The following is a 20,495-nucleotide window of genomic DNA, read 5'->3' as shown; positions in this document are numbered from 1 at the left end:
AATATCATCGAAGAACCGCCAGTGCAGGATCTCAATCCTGCCGACAGCAGCTTCCTCGATAACAGTCAGGGTTTCGACAGCAATCAGCCGTCATGGGAAGATGCGTCGCTGCGTAATGACAATTCGGATTTGGGGTTTGGAAATGATGACTTCAACACTGATGATTTCAACAATGATGATGACTCATTCTTCTAACCGGTTGATGTCATAAGGCTATTAAGGGGCTTTTTGGCAGCAGAAAAAAGCAGCAGAAGGTGAAGAGTGAGAGGTTTATCGCTTATTGCCATCAGAATTCTGGACAAAAGCCAAATCTGTTGCTGTACTGTGTTTGACACACATTTTGTGTCCAACATTCACGTAAAGGTAAGTTTGATGTCTAAGATTAAAGGTAGCGTTAAGTGGTTCAATGAATCTAAAGGTTTTGGTTTCATTACCCCTGAAGATGGCAGCAAAGATGTTTTCGTTCATTTCTCTGCTATTTCCAGCAACGGTTTCAAAACCCTTGCTGAAGGCCAACGCGTAGAGTTCGAAATCACCAATGGTGCCAAAGGCCCGTCGGCTGCTAACGTTATCGCTATCTGACTTTAGCCGATTTATTGAAAAACCCGCCGAAGCGGGTTTTTTTTTGCCTGTCGTTCGCCAGAACCTTATGCCGGTTTACGCACCAGCGTCACGAACATCAGGATAGCAATCGCGTAGCAGCCGAGAATGGTCAGCCCCATCGACAACGCCGGATGGCTGCCGAAACCCGTTACCGGTACGGCAACCGCCCCGAGCGCAAACATACACACGCCCAGCAGGGCAGACGCGCTGCCTGCATTTTTCCCCTGACTTTGCATCGCCAGCGAGCCTGCATTCGGGCTGATAATCCCGATCACCATCACCGAGAAGAACAGCGGCACCAGTAACATCACGAGTGGCGCATTCAGGCTGGCGGCAATCACCAGCGCCACCGAGGCCACTGCGGCGATGCACAAACCGGCCTTGACCAGCGCCATTTCGCCGAAGCGGCGGCTCAGACGGGTAGACACCTGTGCGGAAATCACCAGGCCGATGCCGTTAATCGCAAAGCACAGGCTGAACATCTGCGGGCTGAGATGGTAAATCTGTTGCAGCACAAAAGGTGACGCGCCGATATACGCGAACATCCCGGCCATAATAAAGCCCTGTGTCAGGCACAGCCCCATAAACGGACGATGTTTCAGCAGGCTGAATACCGAGCCCAGCATGCTGAAAATACCGCCCCCTGAACGGCGTTCGGGCGTTAAGGTTTCATGCAATTTTAGCGAGGAGAAGCTGAACAGTAAGATGGCAATAAACGCCAGTACGCCGAATATTCCCCGCCAGTTAACCCAGTGCAACATTGCGCCGCCCAGTACCGGGGCGATGATCGGTGCCAGCCCGTTCACCAGCATCAGCAACGCAAAAAACCGTGTCAGTTCGTGCCCGTTATACAAATCCCTTGCCACCGCGCGTGACAATACCGCGCCACCGGCACCGGCGATCCCTTGCAACAGACGAGCGACAATCAGCTGACTGATGTCCTGTGCCACCGCACACCAAACCGAGGCAGCCAGCAATAACGCCAGTGACCATAACAGCGGGCGCATACGGCCATAGCGGTCGCTTAGCGGGCCGAACAGTAACTGGCCGAAACCGAGGCCGAGTAAACCGGCGGTCAGGCTTAACTGCGCGCTGGCGGTGGACGTATTCAGGTCGCCAGCCATCTCCGGCAATGCCGGTAAATATAAATCCGTACATAACGGCCCGAGTGCGGCAAGCGAGCCGAGAACAAGGGCGTAACCGAGGCGTTTTTCGTGCAGGTGAGCGCTCATGGTGAAAGTTTATTCCAGTTTGCTGGTGGTTAAATCCGTTTCGAAGAGGCTCCGGAAGTAGCGATGGTATAAGGCTTCCAGAATCTCAGCGTCGGCGTGAACAGTCGTCAGGCGACGAAAAGCCGTGCCTTCGCAAATCACCGCTAATGATTCGACTTTTGCGGTCATTTCAGCATCGGAAAATTGCGGGAAGGTGGCACTGAGGAGCGTTTTTGCTTCGTTAAAAAGCTGTTTTTCGGAGTCACGCCAGATTTTTTCCACGATCGGATTACGGGTCGCTTCTGCGGCGACTTCCAGCATCAGCGCGTGGTCAATTTCGGCCTGCTCTTTTTGTTCGATGCACTGATCTTCTTTATACGGCGCGCTTAAATTGCCAATCCGACGGTGCGCCAGGTTATGAGCCACCTGCTGCAAATTATGCGCATTGCCGGTCATCAGCCTGATTTTTTTCATCACTATTCGCCGCACGATATCTTCGATGATCGCATCTTTATTGGCGAAGTAGCGGTATATCTGCCCCACACTGAGCTGTGAAGTTTTAGCGATTTCAGCCATACCGGCACCATGAAAACCATGCTTGCGAAAACACAGGCGGGCGGCGGCAATAATCTGGTCGCGTCGGGCGCTGATGCGCGCATCTTTAGTGCATTGTTGTGGGTGAAGCATGAGATACCCGGTAATGTGACTGATGTAGGTTGCGAACGATCATTCTCAAGTATAGGCAATAAGGAGGAACAGGTAAATATTTGTATTATGAATGAAATAAAAAGTGGCGTTTCGTTTCCGCGCAATTAAGCGTGACGCACAAAGGCAAACGCGCAATCCAGAGGAATGCGCCGTTTACGGGAAAGGGGGGCTGCGGGTCAGGCGGGGCTGTTAAGCAAAGTATGCCTGTAAAAAAGCCACAACTGTCAGAACACAGAGGGCAACAACCAGGAACTCAGAAGACGTTTTTGGAACAGAAAACATGTCATACCTCAAAGATAAACCAGAGTGAACTGACGCTATTATCTGCAGATAAGATGAAGGAAACATTAAGATACGGCGGGAGGAGGTGAACCCGCGTCACAGATTTATCACAGCGATGCCTTTTGTCATTAAAAAGGCATCGCCGGAGGATAGGATCAGTGTGCGCTGAACCAGCTGACCAGCATAAACGCCAGTAATGTCATGGCCAGTGAGCCGGCCAGATTCAGTGCCATGTTCAGCAGGGCGGCGCCAAAGCGACCATCCTGTAGCATGTAAACCACCTCCAGAGAGAAGGTGGAGAAGGTTGTCAGGCCACCGCAGAAGCCGGTGGTGATCAGCAGCTTCCATACCGGGTCGATATGGGTCAGGCGGGTGAAAATCGCGATGCCCAGACCAATGATAAAGGCGCCGACCAGATTCACGGTCAGGGTGCCGGCGGGCAGTAGCGGACTCATTCCGTTCATTTTGAGACTGACATACCAGCGCACAACGCTGCCAATACCACCGCCAATAAAGACTGCAAGTAAGGTGCTAAACATAGTGATACCTTAAAAAATAGATGAAATTCAGAAAGGCCCGGGCATGACGCTACGAACCTCTCGCGAGATTGCGCAGACATCATCAGCCGGTAAAGGCGGTTTGGGAGGAATGTCATCTCCACAGTGCAAAGTAATGCAGGCGCTCAGTTTACATTGTGTGATGGCGCTTGTGTAGACGCGTTTCGGAAACAGTTTGTGAAAAGGAAAAGGCGATGTTAATCAGAGAAGGTACCCTGCAGGATGCGCCAGTTCTGGCGCAATTGCTGGGGGATTTGGATTATCCCAACAGGTCTGAAGCGATAGCTGAACGTGTGGCAAAAATGGCCGTGAACCCGGACAGCCGCCTGTTAGTGGCCGAAACAGAAGGTCAGGCTGTCGGGTTTATTTCGTTGCATTTCATTCCGCAAATTGCGCTGGCTGGCGAATTTTGCCGTATCAGTTATTTGTGCGTCAGCGATCACGCGCGTGGCAGCGGTATTGGCCAGAAATTGCTGGATGAGGCCGAACGTCTGGCAGCGGACCGGGGGTGTGACCGGATGGAAGTTCACAGCCATACCCGCCGTGTACGCGCCCACACTTTTTATGCGCGGGCGCAGTACGAGGAATCGCCAAAGTATCTGCTGAAAAAACTCTGAATGATCAGACATCCAGCGCCAGCACGATAGCGTCGGCGATCAGATCAACCTGCTCCGGTTTCATCTGACTGGTGCTGATACGGATAAATTGCCCCGGCCCGATGCGGCTGCGTTCGCCGGGCAGAACCGCAATACCACGCGCGGCCATCGTTACCAGCGCAAACTGTTCCGATGGCACCGGGATCCACATCGCCAGTCCGTCGCGGTCGGGGATATTCACGCCGCGAATGCGCAACGCATCGGACATGGCTTTGCGTCGCTCCGCATACACTTTTTTAGCCTGCGTAATCCCTTCCTGCGTTTTCGGATCGTTAATCAGCCACGCCAGCGCTTCCTGCAAAATACGGCTCGACCAGCCGGCACCAAAGTTACGGAATGATTTGATTTGTTTGATTAAATCCACCGATCCCGAAATCACCGCCAGCCGCAAATCCGGGCCGTACGCTTTGGAATAAGAACGGACATGCACCGTGCGGTCCGGCAGTTTGCTGCCCATACTCAGCGGCGCGTAACGTGACAACTGTCCGATCCCGTCATCTTCAATAATCAGTGTGTTACTTTGGCTGAGAATGTTGGCCAGCGCAGCATAACGTTCTGCGTTAATCGCATGGCCACAATGCGAATGGGTACGTGGCTGAAAAATAAAGGCTGAAGGATTTTTCAGCAGTGCCTGACTGAGTGATTCCGGCGTGGGGCCGAATTCGTCGCACTTCACCGGAATGACCTGCGCACCGAGATTGTCCAGCATATCCAGCAGGCGTGTGGCAGTCGGGTCTTCAATTGCCACCACCGAACCCTGCATCAGCAGGGTTTGCAGCGTCAGGTTCATGCCGTCAAATCCACCATCCGCCGCCATAAAAGCGGGGGCGTCATAAGGCCAGTCCTGGCGTGCGGCCTCAAGCAGCGACGGCGCGATAGCCTCACGCTGATAACTGTTCAGATTGTCTGCGCCAACACCGCGCTGCATGGCTTCGTGCAAGTCAGGCAACAGTGCCGGATCCGGCGATGACAGCGCCAGATCCGCAATAATATGCTCACCAAAATTGCCGATTTTCTCGAAGCGTGCCGGTCGTGGAGACAGCATATCGCCGCACACCCAGACGCCGTTTCGCCCCCGTCCGGCGATCACTTTCTGACGTCGCAACTGACCCCAGGCGGCTGAAACCGTGGCCGGACTGACGCCCAGCGCCTGCGCGAGTTCACGCACGGCGGGAAGATGCGTACCAATCTCGATCACACCGGATCGGATCATCGCTGCGGTTTCAATCGCAATGCCCCGCATGGAACGATCCTGTAATTGCGTCGCCAACCATTCTGCATCCAGCGTTTTTTCGAGAGAGTTTTCTGTCATTTTTTTGCCTTTTGTTCAGTAACAAAGATTCTATTGTACATATTAATTTATGCCATTAGTATCAAACTTAGCCAACGCAGGCGATAAAATAATCATCTTGCCGTGAAGATGATGGCCTTAGTAAAAGAATTTGGTGTGTTTTCGGGCAGGTTTGTAAACGCACAGTTGTTTTTCTGCATATTAACCATGCTGACACTTAAGGGGAAAGATGTGACGATTACCATCAGGCTGGCGGTTCGTGACTGGGATTATTTTACGCCGCTGGCATTAGGCGATCTTAAACCGGAAGGGTTTAATCTCGAGATAGACCGCGTGGGCACTTTAGTTGATAACCTGGGGACCAGCGATAAATACGATGCGGGTGAAGTGTCTTTCAGCCGTTATGCACAAGGGCGTGCGCGGGGCGAATCTGATTTACTGGCGATACCGCATTTTCTGATGCGCGGCTTCCGTCAGCGCTGCATCATCACCCGTGAAGACAGCCCGCTGACCGAACTTTATCAACTGGCCGGTAAACGTATTGGCCTGACCGGCTGGCAGGATTCCGGCAATACCTGGACCCGCACGTTGCTGGCACTTGAAGGTGTGGGCATTGAAGATGCGAACTGGTATGTCGGCCGCCTGACCGAAGCGCACCCGATTGTTGACCGTCTGGCCGGTTTTGGCCGCGAAGGGCGCATCGAAGCCGTGCCGGAAGAACGTCCTATGATGGAGTTGTTACAGGAAGGCTGGCTGGATGCGGTATTTACACCGTTTATGCCTGAGGGATTCTTCAAGCCTGATTCCGGTTTCCGTCAGTTCCAGCCGGATTTTCGTGCCGCCGAACTGGCCTATTTCAACCGCGTCGGGTACATCCCGGGCATCCACCTGCTGGCAATCAAACCTGCGCTGGCCGAGGAGCATCCGTGGTTACCGCAGGCGCTGAGCGAAATCATCGATCGCTCTTATGAAGTCTGGATGGATAAGCGCGCGAAATATGCCGATACCACGCCATGGTTGCTGGATGATTTACGTCGCACTGTGGTCGATTTACCTGCGGACTGGAATGCAAACGGTTACGCCGCCAATGAAAAGATGATCGACGATTTTGCGCAGGAATTACATGCCCAGGGGCTGACTGCCAGGCGCCTGACGCCGGGAGATTTGTTCCCGAACTTTGCTCAGTAACACTTAACCGATCGCTTTCACAAATAAGCGACGGGGGGAGTCAAAAATGAAAGTTGCATTAGGTCAGTTTGCTGTTTCCCGTGAATGGGAAGCCAACGTCGAAACCTGTCTTTCGCTGATGGCGAAATCTGTCGAAGCGGGCGTGGATTTGCTGGTGCTGCCGGAAGGCATTCTGGCGCGTGACATTACCGATCCGGATTTGGTTTTAAAAGCAGCACAACCTCTGGATGGCCCGTTTGTCAGTCAGTTGCTGGCGGCCAGTCGTGGCAATCAGATGACCACCATGATGAGCGTGCATACGCCTGCACCGGATGGCCGTGCATATAACGTGCTGATTTCAATCCGTAATGGCGAGATTATTTCTGAATATCAAAAGTTGCATCTTTATGATGCGTTCTCCTCTCAGGAATCAAAAAATGTCACGGCGGGTGACGAAATACCGCCGCTGGTGAATGTCGCCGGGTTTAACGTCGGCCTGATGACCTGTTATGACGTGCGTTTCCCGGAACTGGCGCGGCGTTTGGTGCTCGACGGTGCCGATGTACTGGTGCTGCCTGCCGCGTGGGTGAAAGGTCCGCTGAAAGAAATGCATTGGGAAGTGCTGGTCACGGCACGCGCACTGGAAAACACCACCTATATGGTGGCCGTGGGTGAATGTGGCGAGCGCAATATCGGCAACAGTATGGTGGTTGATCCGCTGGGTGTGGCTATTGCCCGCGCAGCCGAGGCCCCGGCACTGGTGTTTGCCGACCTGGATAAAGATCGTCTGGCGCATGCCAGAAAAGTGTTACCGGTGCTGGCAAACCGTCGTTTTGGTTTACCGCAACTGCGTAACGACTGAGTCTGTGCGCGGCCGGTCCTCAACGGCTGCCTCAGCGCTCATGCAGTACCGCGCCCTCACCAGGGGATGCGTTTGTTTTTTCTATAGATAAACAGCCATAAAAAGAAAAACCCGGAAAGTTGCCACGGAAGGTAATCACTATAAAACCACAACATTCATAAACTCACAGACCGACTTTTTACACAGAGGAAACAAGAGAATGATGGCAAAACAACTTCGTCAGATTGCTGTACTGACCGCTGCATTACTTTCCGTATCTTCCATAAATGCCTTTGCTGCTGAAAACGTGACAATCCCGACTCAGACGATGGATCCGGCGATCCACGCAAAATTACCTGCGGATATTCAGAAGTCAGGTGTGATGACCTCTGTGAATAACGGCTCTTTCCCTCCGTATGAAATCGTGACCAGCGCCAACGGTCTGGATGGCGCGAGTGCGGATCTGGCGCATGCGCTGGCACAAGTCATGGGTGTAAAAATAGAGCATGCTTCCGTGAGCGGCTTATCCGGCATCCTCAGCGGCATGGCCGCAGGACGCTACCAGATGGGCATCGGCCCGATCGGCGATTATCCCGATCGTCAGGCGAAAAATGATTTCATCGATTTCGTCAAAGAATATGTCGTCTTCGGGGTGCGCAAAGGTAACCCGGAAAACATCAATTCCCTTGATGATACCTGCGGTAAACGCATTGCCGTGATGGCGGGGGGATCGGCTGAACAGGTTATCCGTAAGCAGTCTGATGTGTGTGTCAAAGACGGCAAACCGGCCGTGACTGTACAGTCATTTGCCGATCAGCCTACGTCGATTCTGGCGGTTCGTTCTAACCGTTCCGACGCGTTCTTCTCTTCTCAGGCACCGCTGACCTATTTTGTGGAAAAAGCCAACGGTCAGCTTGAACTGACCGGCACCGGCAAATCCAACGGCTTTGGCGATATCTTCCAGGGGACGGTCGTCGCCAAAGACTCACCGGTTCGTGACGCGATCCTCGCCGGTTATCAGAAACTGTTCGACAACGGCACGTACGCCATCATCATGAAAAAATGGGGGCTGGAAGGCAATATGATTTCAGCACCGGGCATTAACCTGGCAAAGGCGCAGTCTAAATGACGGATAAATCGTATAGTTCAACGCCGGCAGTCAAGGACGACTATACGCAGGATCCGCGACGTAACGTTGAGTTTTCCCACGCACCGCGTAACTACGGCCGCTGGATTGCCTGGATAGTGGTGTTGCTGATTGCCGCTGATGTGGTTTGGGCCGTTTCGCACAACCCGAACTTCGAATGGCATGTGGTGGCGCAGTGGTTCACGGAAGGGTCGGTGATCAAAGGTCTGGGCGTCACGCTCGGCCTTACCGTGGTGTCGATGCTGCTCGGTGTGTTCATCGGGCTGATGCTGGCGATTGCCCGTTTGTCTGACAGCCTGTTGCTGAGAAGATTAGCAGGGCTGTATATCTGGTTCTTCCGCGGCACGCCGCTGCTGGTACAGTTATTGTTCTGGTACAACATGTCGACGCTGTTCCCGCGCGTGGTACTCGGCGTCCCGTTTGGCCCGGAGTACATGAGCTGGAATACCAATGATCTGATCACGCCGCTGACTGCTGCCATTGCCGGTCTGGCGCTGAATGAAGCGGCATATATGGCAGAAATCATTCGGGCAGGCTTGCTGTCAGTCGATAACGGTCAGGCGGAAACCGCGCAGGCATTTGGCATGAGTCGTGGCCGTGCGCTGCGCCGGATCATCATTCCGCAGGCCATGCGTTCGATTATTCCGCCGACCGGTAACCAGCTGATCAGCATGATTAAAGCGACGTCGCTGGTCAGCGTTATCGCGATGGGCGATTTGCTGTATTCCGTGCAAACTGTCTACAACCGGACCTTTGAAGTGGTGCCTATGCTGATGGTGGCGGTGATCTGGTATCTGTTTATCACGTCATTGCTCAATCTCGGACAGTCTGCGATTGAACGCTATTATTCCCGCGGTACACGCCGGACGTTGCCAAATGCCAAACGGCGTCAGAGCAATGCGGAAGAAAAAACCGCGCCGATCATCAATTCACCGGGCATGGCCCAAAAGGAGGACTTATGAGTCAATTGCCCGCTGACGTACAGTCATCCGGACAAGCATCACTGGTGGTCGCCCGTAATGTGCATAAAAGTTATGGTGATAACGAAGTGCTGAAGGGGATTGATCTGGATGTGAAACCCAGCGAAGTGGTGGTGATCCTCGGGCCGTCGGGTTCAGGTAAATCGACATTCTTGCGCTGTATAAATCATCTGGAAGATATTGATCGCGGTTCCATTATGGTCGGTGGCGAGCAAATCGGTTATGAACTGCGCGGAGACCGTCTGCATAAACTGCCCGAACGGGCGATTGCGCGGCAACGCCGGGATATCGGCATGGTATTCCAGCAATTCAATCTTTATCCGCACATGACCGTATTGCAAAACATCATTGAAGCGCCGGTTGGTGTGCATAAAGAAAGCCGTCATGAAGCGGAGAAATATGCGCGTGAATTGCTGCAAAAAGTCGGCCTGAGTGATAAAGCGAATGCCTACCCGCGTCATCTTTCCGGTGGTCAGCAACAGCGCGTTGCTATCGCCCGTGCGCTGGCGGTGAAACCTAAACTGATGTTGTTCGATGAGCCAACGTCCGCACTCGACCCTGAACTGGTGGGCGAAGTGCTGGCTACCATGCGGGATCTGGCAAAGCAGGGGCTGACGATGATTGTGGTGACGCATGAAATCGGTTTTGCGAAAGAGGCTGCAGATCGCGTGGTGTTTATGGATCGCGGCGTTGTCGTTGAGCAGGGGGCAGCGGATGATGTTCTGGTCAATCCGAAACATCAGCGGACACAGGCTTTCCTGAGCCGCTTTATCTGATCCGAAATCAAGTTTGCAGGTGGTTTGCTGTAAATAAAGACAGAAGTCCTTTATGGGCGTGCTGTTCACGCTCATAATAACTCACTCTGGTCACAATGCGCACAGTTGCGGATCCGTTCTGTTACATTTTCGGGTTGTATTAACGTCGCGAATGGCCGTTAATAACGGCAAATTGTCACTGCTGTTTTCCAGCACTCAGTGTAAAGAAGGTATGTATGGAAGGTTTAAGTATTACTAAATTGTTGGTGGTCGGCGTGCTGATCGTTCTGTTGTTCGGTACCAGCAAACTGCGTTCTCTGGGCGGTGACCTGGGCGCGGCACTGCGTGGCTTTAAGAAAGCCATGAACGATGATCCGACTCCCGCTTCTGCTGAAAAAACCGCAGAAGAAAAGCCAGCTCAACGTGTTGAGCACAAAGACTGAGTTTTCAGAACGTCAGTCTCCGGCCTCTTAGCAAACGAAAAAGGTTGTTCTTGCGAACAACCTTTTTGTCTTTCTGAAGCGAAAAAGTAACGAGATATTACTTAACTTCTAACCCCTTGGCTTGCAGGTCGGCGTGATAAGAAGAACGCACGAACGGACCGCAGGCTGCATGGGTGAAGCCCATTTCCATCGCTGCTTCTTTCATCTGATCAAACTCTTCAGGGCTCACATAACGCTGCACCGGAAGATGGTGACGGCTTGGCTGTAAGTACTGGCCGAGTGTCAGCATCGTTACGCCATGACGACGCAGATCGCGCATCACTTCGATAATTTCTTCGTTTGTTTCGCCCAGACCCACCATCAGACCTGATTTGGTTGGAATTTCCGGATGCGCTTCTTTAAAACGTTGCAGCAGCGTCAGGGACCACTCGTAGTTAGCACCCGGACGAACCTGGCGGTAAACACGCGGCACGTTTTCCAGATTGTGGTTAAACACGTCCGGCGGGCTGGCGTTAAGAATTTCCAGCGCACGATCCATACGTCCACGGAAATCTGGTACCAGCGTTTCGATTTTGATGGTCGGGTTTTTTGCACGGATAGCCGTAATACAATCCGCAAAATGCTGAGCACCGCCGTCGCGCAAGTCATCCCGGTCAACCGAGGTGATCACGACATAACGCAGACCCATATCAGAAATAGTCTGTGCCAGTTTTTCCGGCTCGTTGGTATCAGGTGCGGTTGGACGACCATGTGCCACATCGCAGAACGGGCAGCGACGGGTACAAATGGCACCGAGGATCATGAACGTTGCGGTACCGTGGTTGAAGCACTCGGAAAGGTTAGGGCAGGCCGCCTCTTCACAAACGGAATGCAGGCCATTCTTGCGCAGTGCTGATTTAATGCCCTGAATTTTTGTTGAGTCGGCAGGCAGTTTGATTTTCATCCATGCCGGCTTACGTAACATTTCCTGCCGGTCACTGACCACGGTTTTCACCGGAATTAACGCCATCTTATCTGCATCGCGGTATTTGACGCCGCGTTCCATCTGAATCGGTTTACTCATAATCTTGCAGCTTCCAGGTTTGTCACTCGTTATCCGAGTTTTTTCAGGACATTCAATGAACTGGCTGATTCATCAAAAAAAGTAGAAATAATGCGGAAATTATATCATTGAAGCATCCCTTCGTTCAGCCCTTCGTCATGACCGGAAGTGCTAAATGCTGCAATTTTTTAACCTTAAACAGGAAGGGTTATCAAAAAAGGAGTCATTAATTGAATGTAATATTTTGAAAATACTGATTATTTTAGCGGTTCGCTGAGGGGGCTGATGGGGTGTTAATGGTGTGTAAATATTTTCTCGCGCTCCCGATAAATGACAAAAACACGAGGTACGCGAGAAAAGATCAATACAGCCGTATCAGCTCTGCCCAAAAATCACGGCGGAGAAGGGGCGTAATGTTCTATCTGCCAGGGCAGATAATCAACCTGCTGATAATCAAGGCGATGGTTGAAGGATTTCACCAGAACCGGCATCACCTGATCGACCGTCAGCCCCGGTTTTTCGAGGCTAGCCTGCGTCATTTCAAGGCCAGCATAACCACAGGGGTTGATGCGGTGGAAAGGCTCCAGATCCATATCAATATTTAATGCCAGGCCGTGTAACGAACAACCTTTGCGGATGCGCAAACCAAGCGAACAAATCTTTTTGCCATCGACATACACGCCCGGCGCGTCCGCACGCGGATAAGCGTCGATAGAGAAGTGTGCCAGCGTATCCACCACCGTTTGCTCAATTGCCGTCACCAGTTGACGGACACCGAGTTTTTTTCGTTTTAAATCCACCATCACGTACATTACCTGCTGACCGGGACCGTGATACGTCACCTGACCGCCGCGATCGCTCTGGATAACCGGAATATCACCGGGCATCAGAACATGTTCAGCTTTGCCTGCCTGACCCTGCGTAAAGACACGGTGATGCTGAACCAGCCAGATTTCATCAAGCGAGTCGGCATTTCGGTGCTCAGTAAAATGGTGCATGGCCAGAGAAACCGGTTCATAGGGCTGAAGACCAAGCTGGCGCAGTACGATACGTTCTTGCGGATTTTGTGATTGCACGGCAGTTATCGTCATTGAAGAGGGGGAAAACGCGCGACAGTGTGACTCCCGCGCGGATCGGTCAGAAAGGGCTTACAGCACCATGCGGACAATTTCGATATTGCCCAGTTCATCGTACAGGGTTTCGACCTGGTCGATGTGAGTCGCAGTGATCGTAATCGAAACGGAGTGGTAATTCCCTTTACTGCTCGGTTTTACCTGAGGATTGTAATCGCCAGGCGCATGGCGTTGCACGACTTCCACAACCTGGTCTACCAGCTCGGGTTGTGCCAGGCCCATTACTTTGTAGGTAAAGGGACAAGGGAATTCGAGCAGTTCGTTCAGTTTGGTTTTCATGTGCACTCCAGCGTGTTGTACAGCGTATTAAGTGTTGTCTCTGAAAGTATAACTCCCGCCGTAGCGGGAGCTATAATCTATACCGGTTATATGGGGATTGTTGCAAACTTTTTCAAGCGGGCAACTTAGCCAAACCAGTGGTGGAACATCAGTTTGATGTAATCCACGATGCGACCGAAGAAGCCGCCTTCTTTCACTTCGTTCATGACCACCAGAGGGCGCTCATCAATGGTTTTGCCATCAAGCTGGAAATTGATCGACCCAACCACCTGATTTTTCTGCAAGGGCGCATGCAGTTCCGGTGTGTTCAGCACGTAGCTGGCTTTCAGATCTTTCATACGACCACGCGGGATCGTCAGGTAAGCATCTTTCTCAACGCCCAGTGCGACGCGGTCGGTATCACCGAACCAGACAGGTTCTGACGCGAACTCTTTACCGGCTTTCAGCGGAGAAACGGTTTCGAAGAAACGGAAGCCCCAGGTCAGTAACTTTTTACTTTCAACTTCACGGCCTTTGTAGGTGTGACCACCCATGACGGCAGAGATCAGGCGCATCTGGCCTTCTGTCGCAGAAGCTACCAGGTTATAGCCCGCTGAATCAGTATGACCGGTTTTAATGCCGTCAACATTCAGGCTGTTATCCCACAACAAACCGTTACGGTTCATCTGGCGGATATTGTTGAAGGTGAATTCTTTCTCTTTGTAGGTGGCATATTCTTCCGGTACATCACGGATCAGCGCCTGACCAATCAGCGCCATATCGCGGGCTGAGCTGTACTGGCCAGCGGCATCAAGACCATGAACGGTGCCGAAATGGGTATTTTTCAGACCCAGCGAGTTCACGTAATTGTTCATGATGGCAACGAAAGCATCCTGACTTCCGGCCACATGGTCGGCCATTGCCACACAGGCGTCGTTACCGGATTGCAGAATGATCCCGCGGTTGAGTTCAGAAACCGGTACACGGTCGCCGGGTTTGAGGAACATCAGGGAAGAGCCCTTGAACACCGGATTGCCGGTTGCCCAGGCGTCCGGACCCACGGTAACGATGTCGGTCGGAGAGATTTTGCCGGCTTTGATGGACTGACCGATAACATAACTGGTCATCATTTTAGTCAGGCTGGCTGGGTCGCGGCGCGCATCGGCATTCATTTCTGCCAGAACTTTGCCGGAGTTGTAGTCGATCAGGATATAGGCTTCAGCATCAATCTGCGGAACGCCAGGGATCATTGTTTTTAAATTAACATCGTCGGCATAGGCGGACGCTGCACTCAGAGTGATTACGGTGCCAAATGCGAGGCTTTTGACTAAACGTGAAGTATTTACAAGTTTCATGATCGGGACAACAACATCCGTGGGAGTAAGTGATAAACGTGCGCCACTATAGCAGAAGAGTCATAAGTCAGACATCTTCGATTACCGGCGCTTACTGACTTTTACTTATAAGACAGGGGACTTATAAGAACGGGGCCGATGCCCCGTATTTTGAGATTACATGCCAGCAGTGACGAAAGACTGCTGCTGAGCTTCGCTGGCCAGTCGCTGTTTCAGCTGTTCGGCCTGCTGGCGGGTGCTGAACGGACCAAGCTGCACGCGATAGGTGCTGCCATTCGCCTGTACTTTACCGGGTACAGAGAAGCGCTGGCTGAGGCTTTTTTGCCACAGTTGCGCGTTCTGAGGATTACTCAGTGCGCCAACCTGTACCATAAATCCCGAGGAAGGAATGGCAGTGGTATGCGCAGGCGCTGCGGAGGCCGCAGCTGCTGCTACCGGCGCGGCACTGGCGACAGCAACCGGTGCTGTTACCGGTTCGCTGCCTTCTAACACACCCTGACGCAGAGGTGTTGGCGCGCTCAGAAACCCGCCGCCGCCGCTGTTACCGGACATCGTGGTCGCTGCTGGCGCAGAGGCTACGGTGCCGTTGTTATCTTCGTCATTCGTTAATGGCGCAGCATTAGGATTACTCAGGGTGCTGTTACTGATCGGGCGTACATCTGACGTATTCGTCGGCTCTGCTGTCAGCGTCGGCGTCCCCATGTTGCTGGCGCCTAAACTTGGACGAGACGGTAATGCATAAGATTGTTTGGCGACGGTCGTACCAATAGTCCCCGGGCCGGAGAGCGTGCCGTCAGGCGCAACGTTGATAAAATCAATGCGTACTTTGGTGCTGTTGGTCAGGTTCAGACGGTCTGCCGCAGCCTGAGACAAATCGATAATTTTGCCCGGCACATAAGGGCCACGATCGTTAACACGCACGACCAGCATGCGTCCTGTCGCCATGTTGGTGACGCGGACATAGCTTGGGATCGGCAATGTCGGATGCGCAGCGGTCATGGCTGTCGGGTCGAATTCTTCACCGAGCGCGGTAGTGTTGCCTCCATTCTCCTGACTGTACCAGGCCGCTTGTCCTACCTGCGAAAAGTTGGACGGGTCTTTGATGATCTTATAGGTTTTACCGTTAACGGTATAATCCTGCATCGTGCCCTGATTATAAGGTTCGTAACGCGGATCAGCCCCGCCGATTTCTACCACAGGGCCATTGTAGGCTTGCTGCGGTGCCGGTTGTTGTTGCTGTGTATCTTCAGTGGCACAACCACTTAACAGCAAACCGATAATGACAGCTCCAAGCCACTCCTTACGCATTGCTCACCTCTATAAGTTTTTCGACAACATTTTTCGATGAGTATGTATCGACATAACGATACCAAACCCTGCCATTAGCACGATGAGTGCTGACCCGCCATAGCTGACCAGAGGCAAAGGTACCCCAACTACCGGGACAATACCACTGACCATGCCGATGTTAACAAACACATAAACGAACAGAATCAGCATCAGTCCGCCGGACATCACGCGGCCAAAAGTAGTCTGTGCATGGGCGGCGATCACCAGACCGCGCATGATCAGGCATAAGTACAGCCCAAGCAGCACCAGAACACCAATCAACCCCAGTTCTTCGGCGAGTACAGCGAAGATAAAGTCGGTATGTCGCTCGGGCAGGAATTCCAGCTGAGACTGCGTGCCATGCAACCAGCCTTTGCCGGAAAAACCGCCAGAGCCGATGGCAATTTTAGACTGAATAATATGATAGCCCGCACCCAGCGGATCGCTTTCAGGATCAAGCAACATCATGACGCGGTCGCGCTGATAGTCGTGCATCAGGAAGAACCACAGGATCGGGATAAATGCGGCAACCAGCAGGGCGGCGACGGCAATCAGTTTCCAGCTCATGCCCGAAAGGAACAGCACGAATAAACCGGATGCGGCAATCAGAATCGAGGTGCCCAGATCGGGCTGTGCCGCGACCAGCAGGGTAGGGATGAAGATTAATGCCAGGGCAATCGCGGTATTTTTAAGTGAAGGCGGGCAAACGTCGCGATTGATAAAGCGCGCGACCATCAGAGGCACGGCGATTTTCGCCAGTTCTGACGGCTGGAATTTAATGATCCCCAGATCCAGCCAGCGCTGTGCACCTTTACTGATACTGCCGAAGGCATCCACCAGCACCAGCAGGAAAACGCAGAAGATGTAGAGATAAGGTGCCCAGCTTTCGTAAACGCGCGGCGGGATTTGTGCCATGACCAGCATAATCACCAGACCCATCAGGATCTGGCCGATTTTACGTTCCATCATGCCCATGTCCTGACCACTGGCGCTCCACATCACGAACGCACTGTAGGTCAGCAGCGCGAGCACGATCAGCAACATCGTCAGGTCGATATGCATTTTCGACCACAATGATCTTTTTTGTTGGTTCTCAGTCATTGACGGTTAATCACCTTCGGTTCCCGGTGGCGCTGGCGCGTCAGCCGGTAATTGTGTCGTGTTGTCGCCCAGTAAAATGTGGTCGAGTATCTGGCGTGAAATTGTCCCCACTGCCGGACCCGCACCGCCATTCTCCAGAACCACGGCAACGGCCACGGTCGGTTTGTCATAGGGTGCAAAAGAGGTCATCAGCTTGTGGTCACGCAGATGCTCAGCGATTTTATGCGCATTATAGATTTCATTGGCTTTCAAACCGTAAACTTGTGCTGTCCCGGATTTTGCGGCGGCTTTATAAGGCGCGTCAGCAAAGTACTTGCGGGCCGTACCGTTCGGACGGTTTGCTACGCCATACATACCGTCTTTGGCAATTTCCCAATAGCCGGAATGAATATCGCCAATCTGGGTCGTTTCCTGTTGTTTGTACGGCACCTGCTGGCCATCAACTTTGGTGCTCAGCAACAAATGTGGCGTTTTGACATTGCCGTCATTAATCAGCGTGGTCATGGCTTTCATGATTTGGATTGGAGTTGCGGTCCAGTAGCCCTGACCGATACCCACCGGAATGGTGTCGCCCTGATACCAGGGTTTTTTGAAGCGTTTAAATTTCCAGTCGCGGTTTGGCATATTCCCGCTACGTTCTTCTGATAAATCGATACCGCTGTACTGGCCGTAACCAAATTTGCCCATCCACTCGGAAAGACGGTCAATCCCCATATCATAAGCAACCTGATAGAAGAAGGTATCAGCCGATTCCTCAAGGGCTTTCGTCACATTCAGGCGACCATGCCCCCAGTGTTTCCAGTCGCGGTAACGCTTGTCTGAACCCGGTAACTGCCACCAGCCTGGATCAAACAGGGAGGTGTTTTTATTGATAACACCCGTTGTCAGCGCAGAAACTGAAATATACGGTTTCACAGTAGACGCTGGCGGATAAACCCCCTGCGTTGTCCGGTTGATCAGCGGCTTATTGGGGTCGTTAAGCAGCGTGTTGTAATCTTTACTTGAGATGCCATCCACAAACAGGTTCGGGTCATAACTCGGGTTAGACACCAGTGCACGGATGGCGCCATCGCGCGGATCGGTAACCACCACAGCGGCGCGGCTGCCGGTCAGCAAGACTTCAATATATTGCTGTAATGGCAAGTCGATCGTCAGGTAAATATCTTTGCCCGCCTGCGGCGGTTCTTCGTGTAGCTGGCGGATAACGCGGCCACGGTTGTTCACTTCAACTTCTTCATAGCCGGTTTTACCGTGAAGCGTGTCTTCGTAATAGCGCTCAATGCCGAGCTTACCAATGTCGTGCGTGGCGGCATAGTTGGCCAGAATGCCATCTTTATCGAGGCGTTCAACGTCACGGTCATTGATTTTCGATACATAGCCGATAACGTGCGTCAGCGCTGAACCATACGGATAGTAGCGACGCTGATAGCCTTTGACTTCAACGCCGGGGAAGTGGAACTGGTTGACGGAGAAACGCGCAACCTGAACTTCAGTCAGGGCCGTTTTGACGGCAATAGACGTAAAGCGTCGCGAACGCTGGCGCTCTTTTTTGAAGTTATCGATATCTTCCTGCGTGAGGTCAACTATCGGTTTGAGGCCTTCAAGCGTGGCCTGCAAATCGTCCACTTTTTCCGGCACCAGTTCAAGCTGATAGATCGTGCGGTTCAGCGCCAGCGGCGTACCGTTGCGGTCATAGATAATGCCGCGGCTGGGCGCGATCGGCACCAGCTTGATACGGTTATCGTTAGAACGGGTTTGGTAATCCTGAAAACGGACAATTTGCAGATTATAAAGATTAAAAGCTAAAACGCCGCTAAGTAGCAGAATGCCGATAAACGCCACCAGTGCACGGCGCACAAAGAGGGCTGATTCAGCCGTATAGTCGCGAAAAGGGTTACGATCTATTTTCATCCCACTACTTAATTCATGTTGCTGACATTCACCACCCGTTATTCGCGGTGATATGGATGATTAGTGGTAATACTCCAGGCGCGATAAAGACTTTCCGCCACCAGAACCCGCACCAGCGGGTGAGGAAGCGTCAACGGAGAGAGCGACCAGCTCTGTTCCGCTGCTGCTTTACAGGCCGGTGCCAGCCCTTCCGGACCGCCGATCAACAGGCTGACATTGCGTCCGTCCTGCTTCCAGCGTTCCAGTTGTTGCGCCAGTTGCGGGGTTTCCCATGGTGTCCCTGGAATATCCAGCGTCACGATGCGATTCCCTTTACCGACAGCGGCCAGCATCTGCTCGCCTTCTTTTTCAAGAATGCGCTTGATGTCTGCGTTCTTCCCACGTTTCCCGGCCGGAACCTCTGTCAGTTCAAACGGCATATCTTTAGGGAAACGGTGCAGATAATCGTTAAAACCGGTTTGCACCCAGTCAGGCATTTTGGTGCCGACGGCGACAAGTTGCAGCTTCACGCATCAGCCCCAGAGTTTCTCAAGCTCATACAACTGACGGCTTTCTTCCTGCATAACGTGCACGATCACTTCGCCCAGATCGACAACCACCCAGTCAGCTTCATTAATGCCTTTCACACCCATGGCATCAAGGCCAACGGCTTTAATTTCTTCAACCAGATGCCCGGCGATGGACATGACATGGCGGCTTGACGTGCCGGTACAGATAATCATGCAGTCAGTAATACTGGATTTACCTTTAACATCAATGGCGATGATGTCTTGTGCTTTCAGGTCATCGACTTTATCGACAACAAAATCTTGGAGCGCTTTACCTTGCAAAGGTTCCCCCTGGGGATGTTTGAAACAATTGACCTCACGAGATGTCCGCCGGTGTGGCACCGAAGCAATGATCAATCTCATGAAGGATAAACATAGCGGTTGTCTGGAAAACAGCTTAAAACGTTTAACAATCAATACATTGTATTGGTTGATTACGCAGCGTTATCGAGAGCCGAAATTAAGCGGCGCAGTATAGCACGCGTTAGCTACTCGCGGTACAAGCCCTGTGATTCTATATAACGCTCAACGGCGGAAGGCAGTAAATCTGAGCAATCAAGACCCGCATGACGGCGTTCACGGATTTCAGTCGCTGAAATATCCAGCAATGGGGTATTGGCCTGATAAATGAATCCGGCCGGTTTTTGCTTAAGCGCATTGGCATCATTCACCCGATGGGCGTCATACCATTTCTGCAGTTCCGGTGTATCAAGTTGTTCCTGATAACCCGGACGCGCCATCACCACGATATGACAGAAATCCAGTAACGATTCCCAGCGGTGCCACTTATGCAGCGTCAGTAACGAATCCTGGCCAATGATAAACGCCAGCGGGCATTTGTCGCCATGTTCTTTACGTAACGTTGCAAGTGTCTCAATCGTGTAGGAGGGCGTATCAACAGCCAGCTCGCGGGGGTCGACTGAAAACAGCGCGTTATCCGCCACAGCCAGCTTCGCCATATGCAGACGTTGCTGCGGCGTGGCTTCGGGTTGTGGCCGGTGGGGAGGAACGTTGTTGGGCAGCAGGATCACCTGATCAAACCCGGCCTGCGCTGCCAGCGCTGCAACGGGTTTCAGATGACCATAATGGATCGGGTCAAACGTACCGCCAAAAAAAGCCAGCAGCTTTTCAGCGGTTGCAGAAGAATGTGCGGCGCGGCGCGGCATAACGGTGTCCT

Annotated in this window: 22 protein-coding genes, 1 pseudogene and 1 riboswitch; of the genes and pseudogenes, 9 read left to right on the top strand and 14 right to left on the bottom strand. The window is 52.5% G+C overall.

Annotated elements, in window-relative coordinates; genetic code table 11:
• Together UC14_RS18775 and cspE are read left to right on the top strand one after the other, a co-directional pair.
• Nucleotides 1-195: pseudogene (locus UC14_RS18775) on the top strand (DUF2076 domain-containing protein); the annotation flags it as partial.
• 177 nt (nucleotides 196-372) lie between these two features.
• On the top strand, nucleotides 373-582 hold the full coding sequence (gene cspE / locus UC14_RS18770) for a transcription antiterminator/RNA stability regulator CspE (protein ID WP_009636912.1): 210 nt from the start codon (nucleotides 373-375) through the stop codon (nucleotides 580-582).
• Between the two features lie 65 nt (nucleotides 583-647).
• Here cspE and UC14_RS18765 read toward each other — a convergent pair whose 3' ends face one another.
• The 3 genes from UC14_RS18765 to crcB form a co-directional block, all read right to left on the bottom strand.
• A complete protein-coding gene (locus UC14_RS18765; protein WP_013576514.1) occupies nucleotides 648-1,835 on the bottom strand; it encodes a multidrug effflux MFS transporter in 1,188 nt (395 codons plus the stop codon).
• A gap of 9 nt (nucleotides 1,836-1,844) precedes the next feature.
• Nucleotides 1,845-2,501 carry a TetR family transcriptional regulator gene (locus UC14_RS18760; protein ID WP_013576513.1) on the bottom strand — a complete coding sequence of 219 codons (657 nt, stop codon included), beginning with the start codon at nucleotides 2,499-2,501 and terminating at the stop codon, nucleotides 1,845-1,847.
• Nucleotides 2,502-2,959: 458 nt separating this feature from the next.
• Nucleotides 2,960-3,343 carry a fluoride efflux transporter CrcB gene (gene crcB, locus UC14_RS18755; RefSeq protein WP_037037017.1) on the bottom strand — a complete coding sequence of 128 codons (384 nt, stop codon included), beginning with the start codon at nucleotides 3,341-3,343 and terminating at the stop codon, nucleotides 2,960-2,962.
• A gap of 66 nt (nucleotides 3,344-3,409) precedes the next feature.
• Nucleotides 3,410-3,472, bottom strand: a riboswitch (Fluoride riboswitch).
• A gap of 83 nt (nucleotides 3,473-3,555) precedes the next feature.
• Between crcB and UC14_RS18750 the strand changes: the two genes are divergently transcribed.
• Complete coding sequence (locus tag UC14_RS18750) at nucleotides 3,556-3,978, top strand: GNAT family N-acetyltransferase (protein ID WP_112198175.1); 423 nt, start codon at nucleotides 3,556-3,558, stop codon at nucleotides 3,976-3,978.
• Between the two features lie 4 nt (nucleotides 3,979-3,982).
• Here the strand turns inward: UC14_RS18750 and UC14_RS18745 are convergent, their stop codons facing one another.
• A complete protein-coding gene (locus UC14_RS18745) occupies nucleotides 3,983-5,329 on the bottom strand; it encodes an aminotransferase class I/II-fold pyridoxal phosphate-dependent enzyme (RefSeq protein WP_013576510.1) in 1,347 nt (448 codons plus the stop codon).
• Nucleotides 5,330-5,539: 210 nt separating this feature from the next.
• Between UC14_RS18745 and UC14_RS18740 the strand changes: the two genes are divergently transcribed.
• The 6 genes from UC14_RS18740 to tatA all read left to right on the top strand — a co-directional run bounded on the left by UC14_RS18740 (nucleotide 5,540) and on the right by tatA (nucleotide 10,641).
• Nucleotides 5,540-6,496 carry a nitrate ABC transporter substrate-binding protein gene (locus tag UC14_RS18740; protein ID WP_041673235.1) on the top strand — a complete coding sequence of 319 codons (957 nt, stop codon included), beginning with the start codon at nucleotides 5,540-5,542 and terminating at the stop codon, nucleotides 6,494-6,496.
• A 46-nt stretch (nucleotides 6,497-6,542) separates the two neighbouring features.
• A complete protein-coding gene (locus tag UC14_RS18735) occupies nucleotides 6,543-7,337 on the top strand; it encodes a deaminated glutathione amidase (protein ID WP_112198174.1) in 795 nt (264 codons plus the stop codon).
• Nucleotides 7,338-7,536: 199 nt separating this feature from the next.
• A complete protein-coding gene (locus UC14_RS18730; protein ID WP_013576507.1) occupies nucleotides 7,537-8,445 on the top strand; it encodes an ABC transporter substrate-binding protein in 909 nt (302 codons plus the stop codon).
• Entirely contained in the window at nucleotides 8,442-9,425 is a 984-nt protein-coding gene (locus UC14_RS18725; RefSeq protein ID WP_013576506.1) for an amino acid ABC transporter permease, read from the top strand. The genes UC14_RS18730 and UC14_RS18725 overlap by 4 nt, the downstream gene beginning before the upstream one ends.
• Nucleotides 9,422-10,219 carry an amino acid ABC transporter ATP-binding protein gene (locus UC14_RS18720; RefSeq protein ID WP_013576505.1) on the top strand — a complete coding sequence of 266 codons (798 nt, stop codon included), beginning with the start codon at nucleotides 9,422-9,424 and terminating at the stop codon, nucleotides 10,217-10,219. Before UC14_RS18725 ends, UC14_RS18720 begins: the two co-directional genes overlap by 4 nt.
• Before the next feature lie 215 nt (nucleotides 10,220-10,434).
• On the top strand, nucleotides 10,435-10,641 hold the full coding sequence (gene tatA / locus UC14_RS18715) for a Sec-independent protein translocase subunit TatA (RefSeq protein ID WP_112198173.1): 207 nt from the start codon (nucleotides 10,435-10,437) through the stop codon (nucleotides 10,639-10,641).
• Nucleotides 10,642-10,738: 97 nt separating this feature from the next.
• Here tatA and lipA read toward each other — a convergent pair whose 3' ends face one another.
• The 10 genes from lipA to nadD all read right to left on the bottom strand — a co-directional run bounded on the left by lipA (nucleotide 10,739) and on the right by nadD (nucleotide 20,484).
• Nucleotides 10,739-11,704, bottom strand: coding sequence for a lipoyl synthase (lipA, locus tag UC14_RS18710; RefSeq protein ID WP_013576503.1), 966 nt, complete (start codon nucleotides 11,702-11,704; stop codon nucleotides 10,739-10,741).
• Nucleotides 11,705-12,075: 371 nt separating this feature from the next.
• Nucleotides 12,076-12,774 carry a lipoyl(octanoyl) transferase LipB gene (gene lipB, locus UC14_RS18705; RefSeq protein ID WP_037037026.1) on the bottom strand — a complete coding sequence of 233 codons (699 nt, stop codon included), beginning with the start codon at nucleotides 12,772-12,774 and terminating at the stop codon, nucleotides 12,076-12,078.
• A gap of 57 nt (nucleotides 12,775-12,831) precedes the next feature.
• Nucleotides 12,832-13,095: a DUF493 family protein YbeD gene (gene ybeD / locus UC14_RS18700; RefSeq protein WP_013576500.1), complete on the bottom strand. Its 264-nt coding sequence runs from the start codon at nucleotides 13,093-13,095 to the stop codon at nucleotides 12,832-12,834.
• Nucleotides 13,096-13,220: 125 nt separating this feature from the next.
• A complete protein-coding gene (gene dacA / locus UC14_RS18695; protein ID WP_013576499.1) occupies nucleotides 13,221-14,429 on the bottom strand; it encodes a D-alanyl-D-alanine carboxypeptidase DacA in 1,209 nt (402 codons plus the stop codon).
• 156 nt (nucleotides 14,430-14,585) lie between these two features.
• Entirely contained in the window at nucleotides 14,586-15,737 is a 1,152-nt protein-coding gene (rlpA, locus tag UC14_RS18690; RefSeq protein WP_112198172.1) for an endolytic peptidoglycan transglycosylase RlpA, read from the bottom strand.
• 9 nt (nucleotides 15,738-15,746) lie between these two features.
• Nucleotides 15,747-16,859, bottom strand: a complete 1,113-nt coding sequence (gene mrdB, locus UC14_RS18685) for a peptidoglycan glycosyltransferase MrdB (RefSeq protein ID WP_013576497.1) — start codon at nucleotides 16,857-16,859, stop codon at nucleotides 15,747-15,749.
• A gap of 6 nt (nucleotides 16,860-16,865) precedes the next feature.
• Nucleotides 16,866-18,770: a peptidoglycan DD-transpeptidase MrdA gene (mrdA, locus tag UC14_RS18680; RefSeq protein WP_013576496.1), complete on the bottom strand. Its 1,905-nt coding sequence runs from the start codon at nucleotides 18,768-18,770 to the stop codon at nucleotides 16,866-16,868.
• Nucleotides 18,771-18,808: 38 nt separating this feature from the next.
• Nucleotides 18,809-19,279, bottom strand: a complete 471-nt coding sequence (rlmH, locus tag UC14_RS18675; RefSeq protein ID WP_013576495.1) for a 23S rRNA (pseudouridine(1915)-N(3))-methyltransferase RlmH — start codon at nucleotides 19,277-19,279, stop codon at nucleotides 18,809-18,811.
• A gap of 3 nt (nucleotides 19,280-19,282) precedes the next feature.
• Nucleotides 19,283-19,600: a ribosome silencing factor gene (gene rsfS / locus UC14_RS18670; RefSeq protein WP_015698163.1), complete on the bottom strand. Its 318-nt coding sequence runs from the start codon at nucleotides 19,598-19,600 to the stop codon at nucleotides 19,283-19,285.
• Between the two features lie 206 nt (nucleotides 19,601-19,806).
• Nucleotides 19,807-20,484 (bottom strand): nicotinate-nucleotide adenylyltransferase, encoded by a 678-nt coding sequence (gene nadD / locus UC14_RS18665; RefSeq protein WP_013576493.1) that lies wholly within the window; start codon nucleotides 20,482-20,484, stop codon nucleotides 19,807-19,809.
• Nucleotides 20,485-20,495 lie beyond the last annotated feature (11 nt).

Source organism: Rahnella sp. NRRL B-41462, assembly GCF_003263525.1.
Classification (GTDB): domain Bacteria; phylum Pseudomonadota; class Gammaproteobacteria; order Enterobacterales; family Enterobacteriaceae; genus Rahnella; species Rahnella aceris.
The sequence above is the reverse complement of the archived record's forward strand: the minus strand, read 5'-3'. Positions and strand labels throughout refer to the sequence as shown.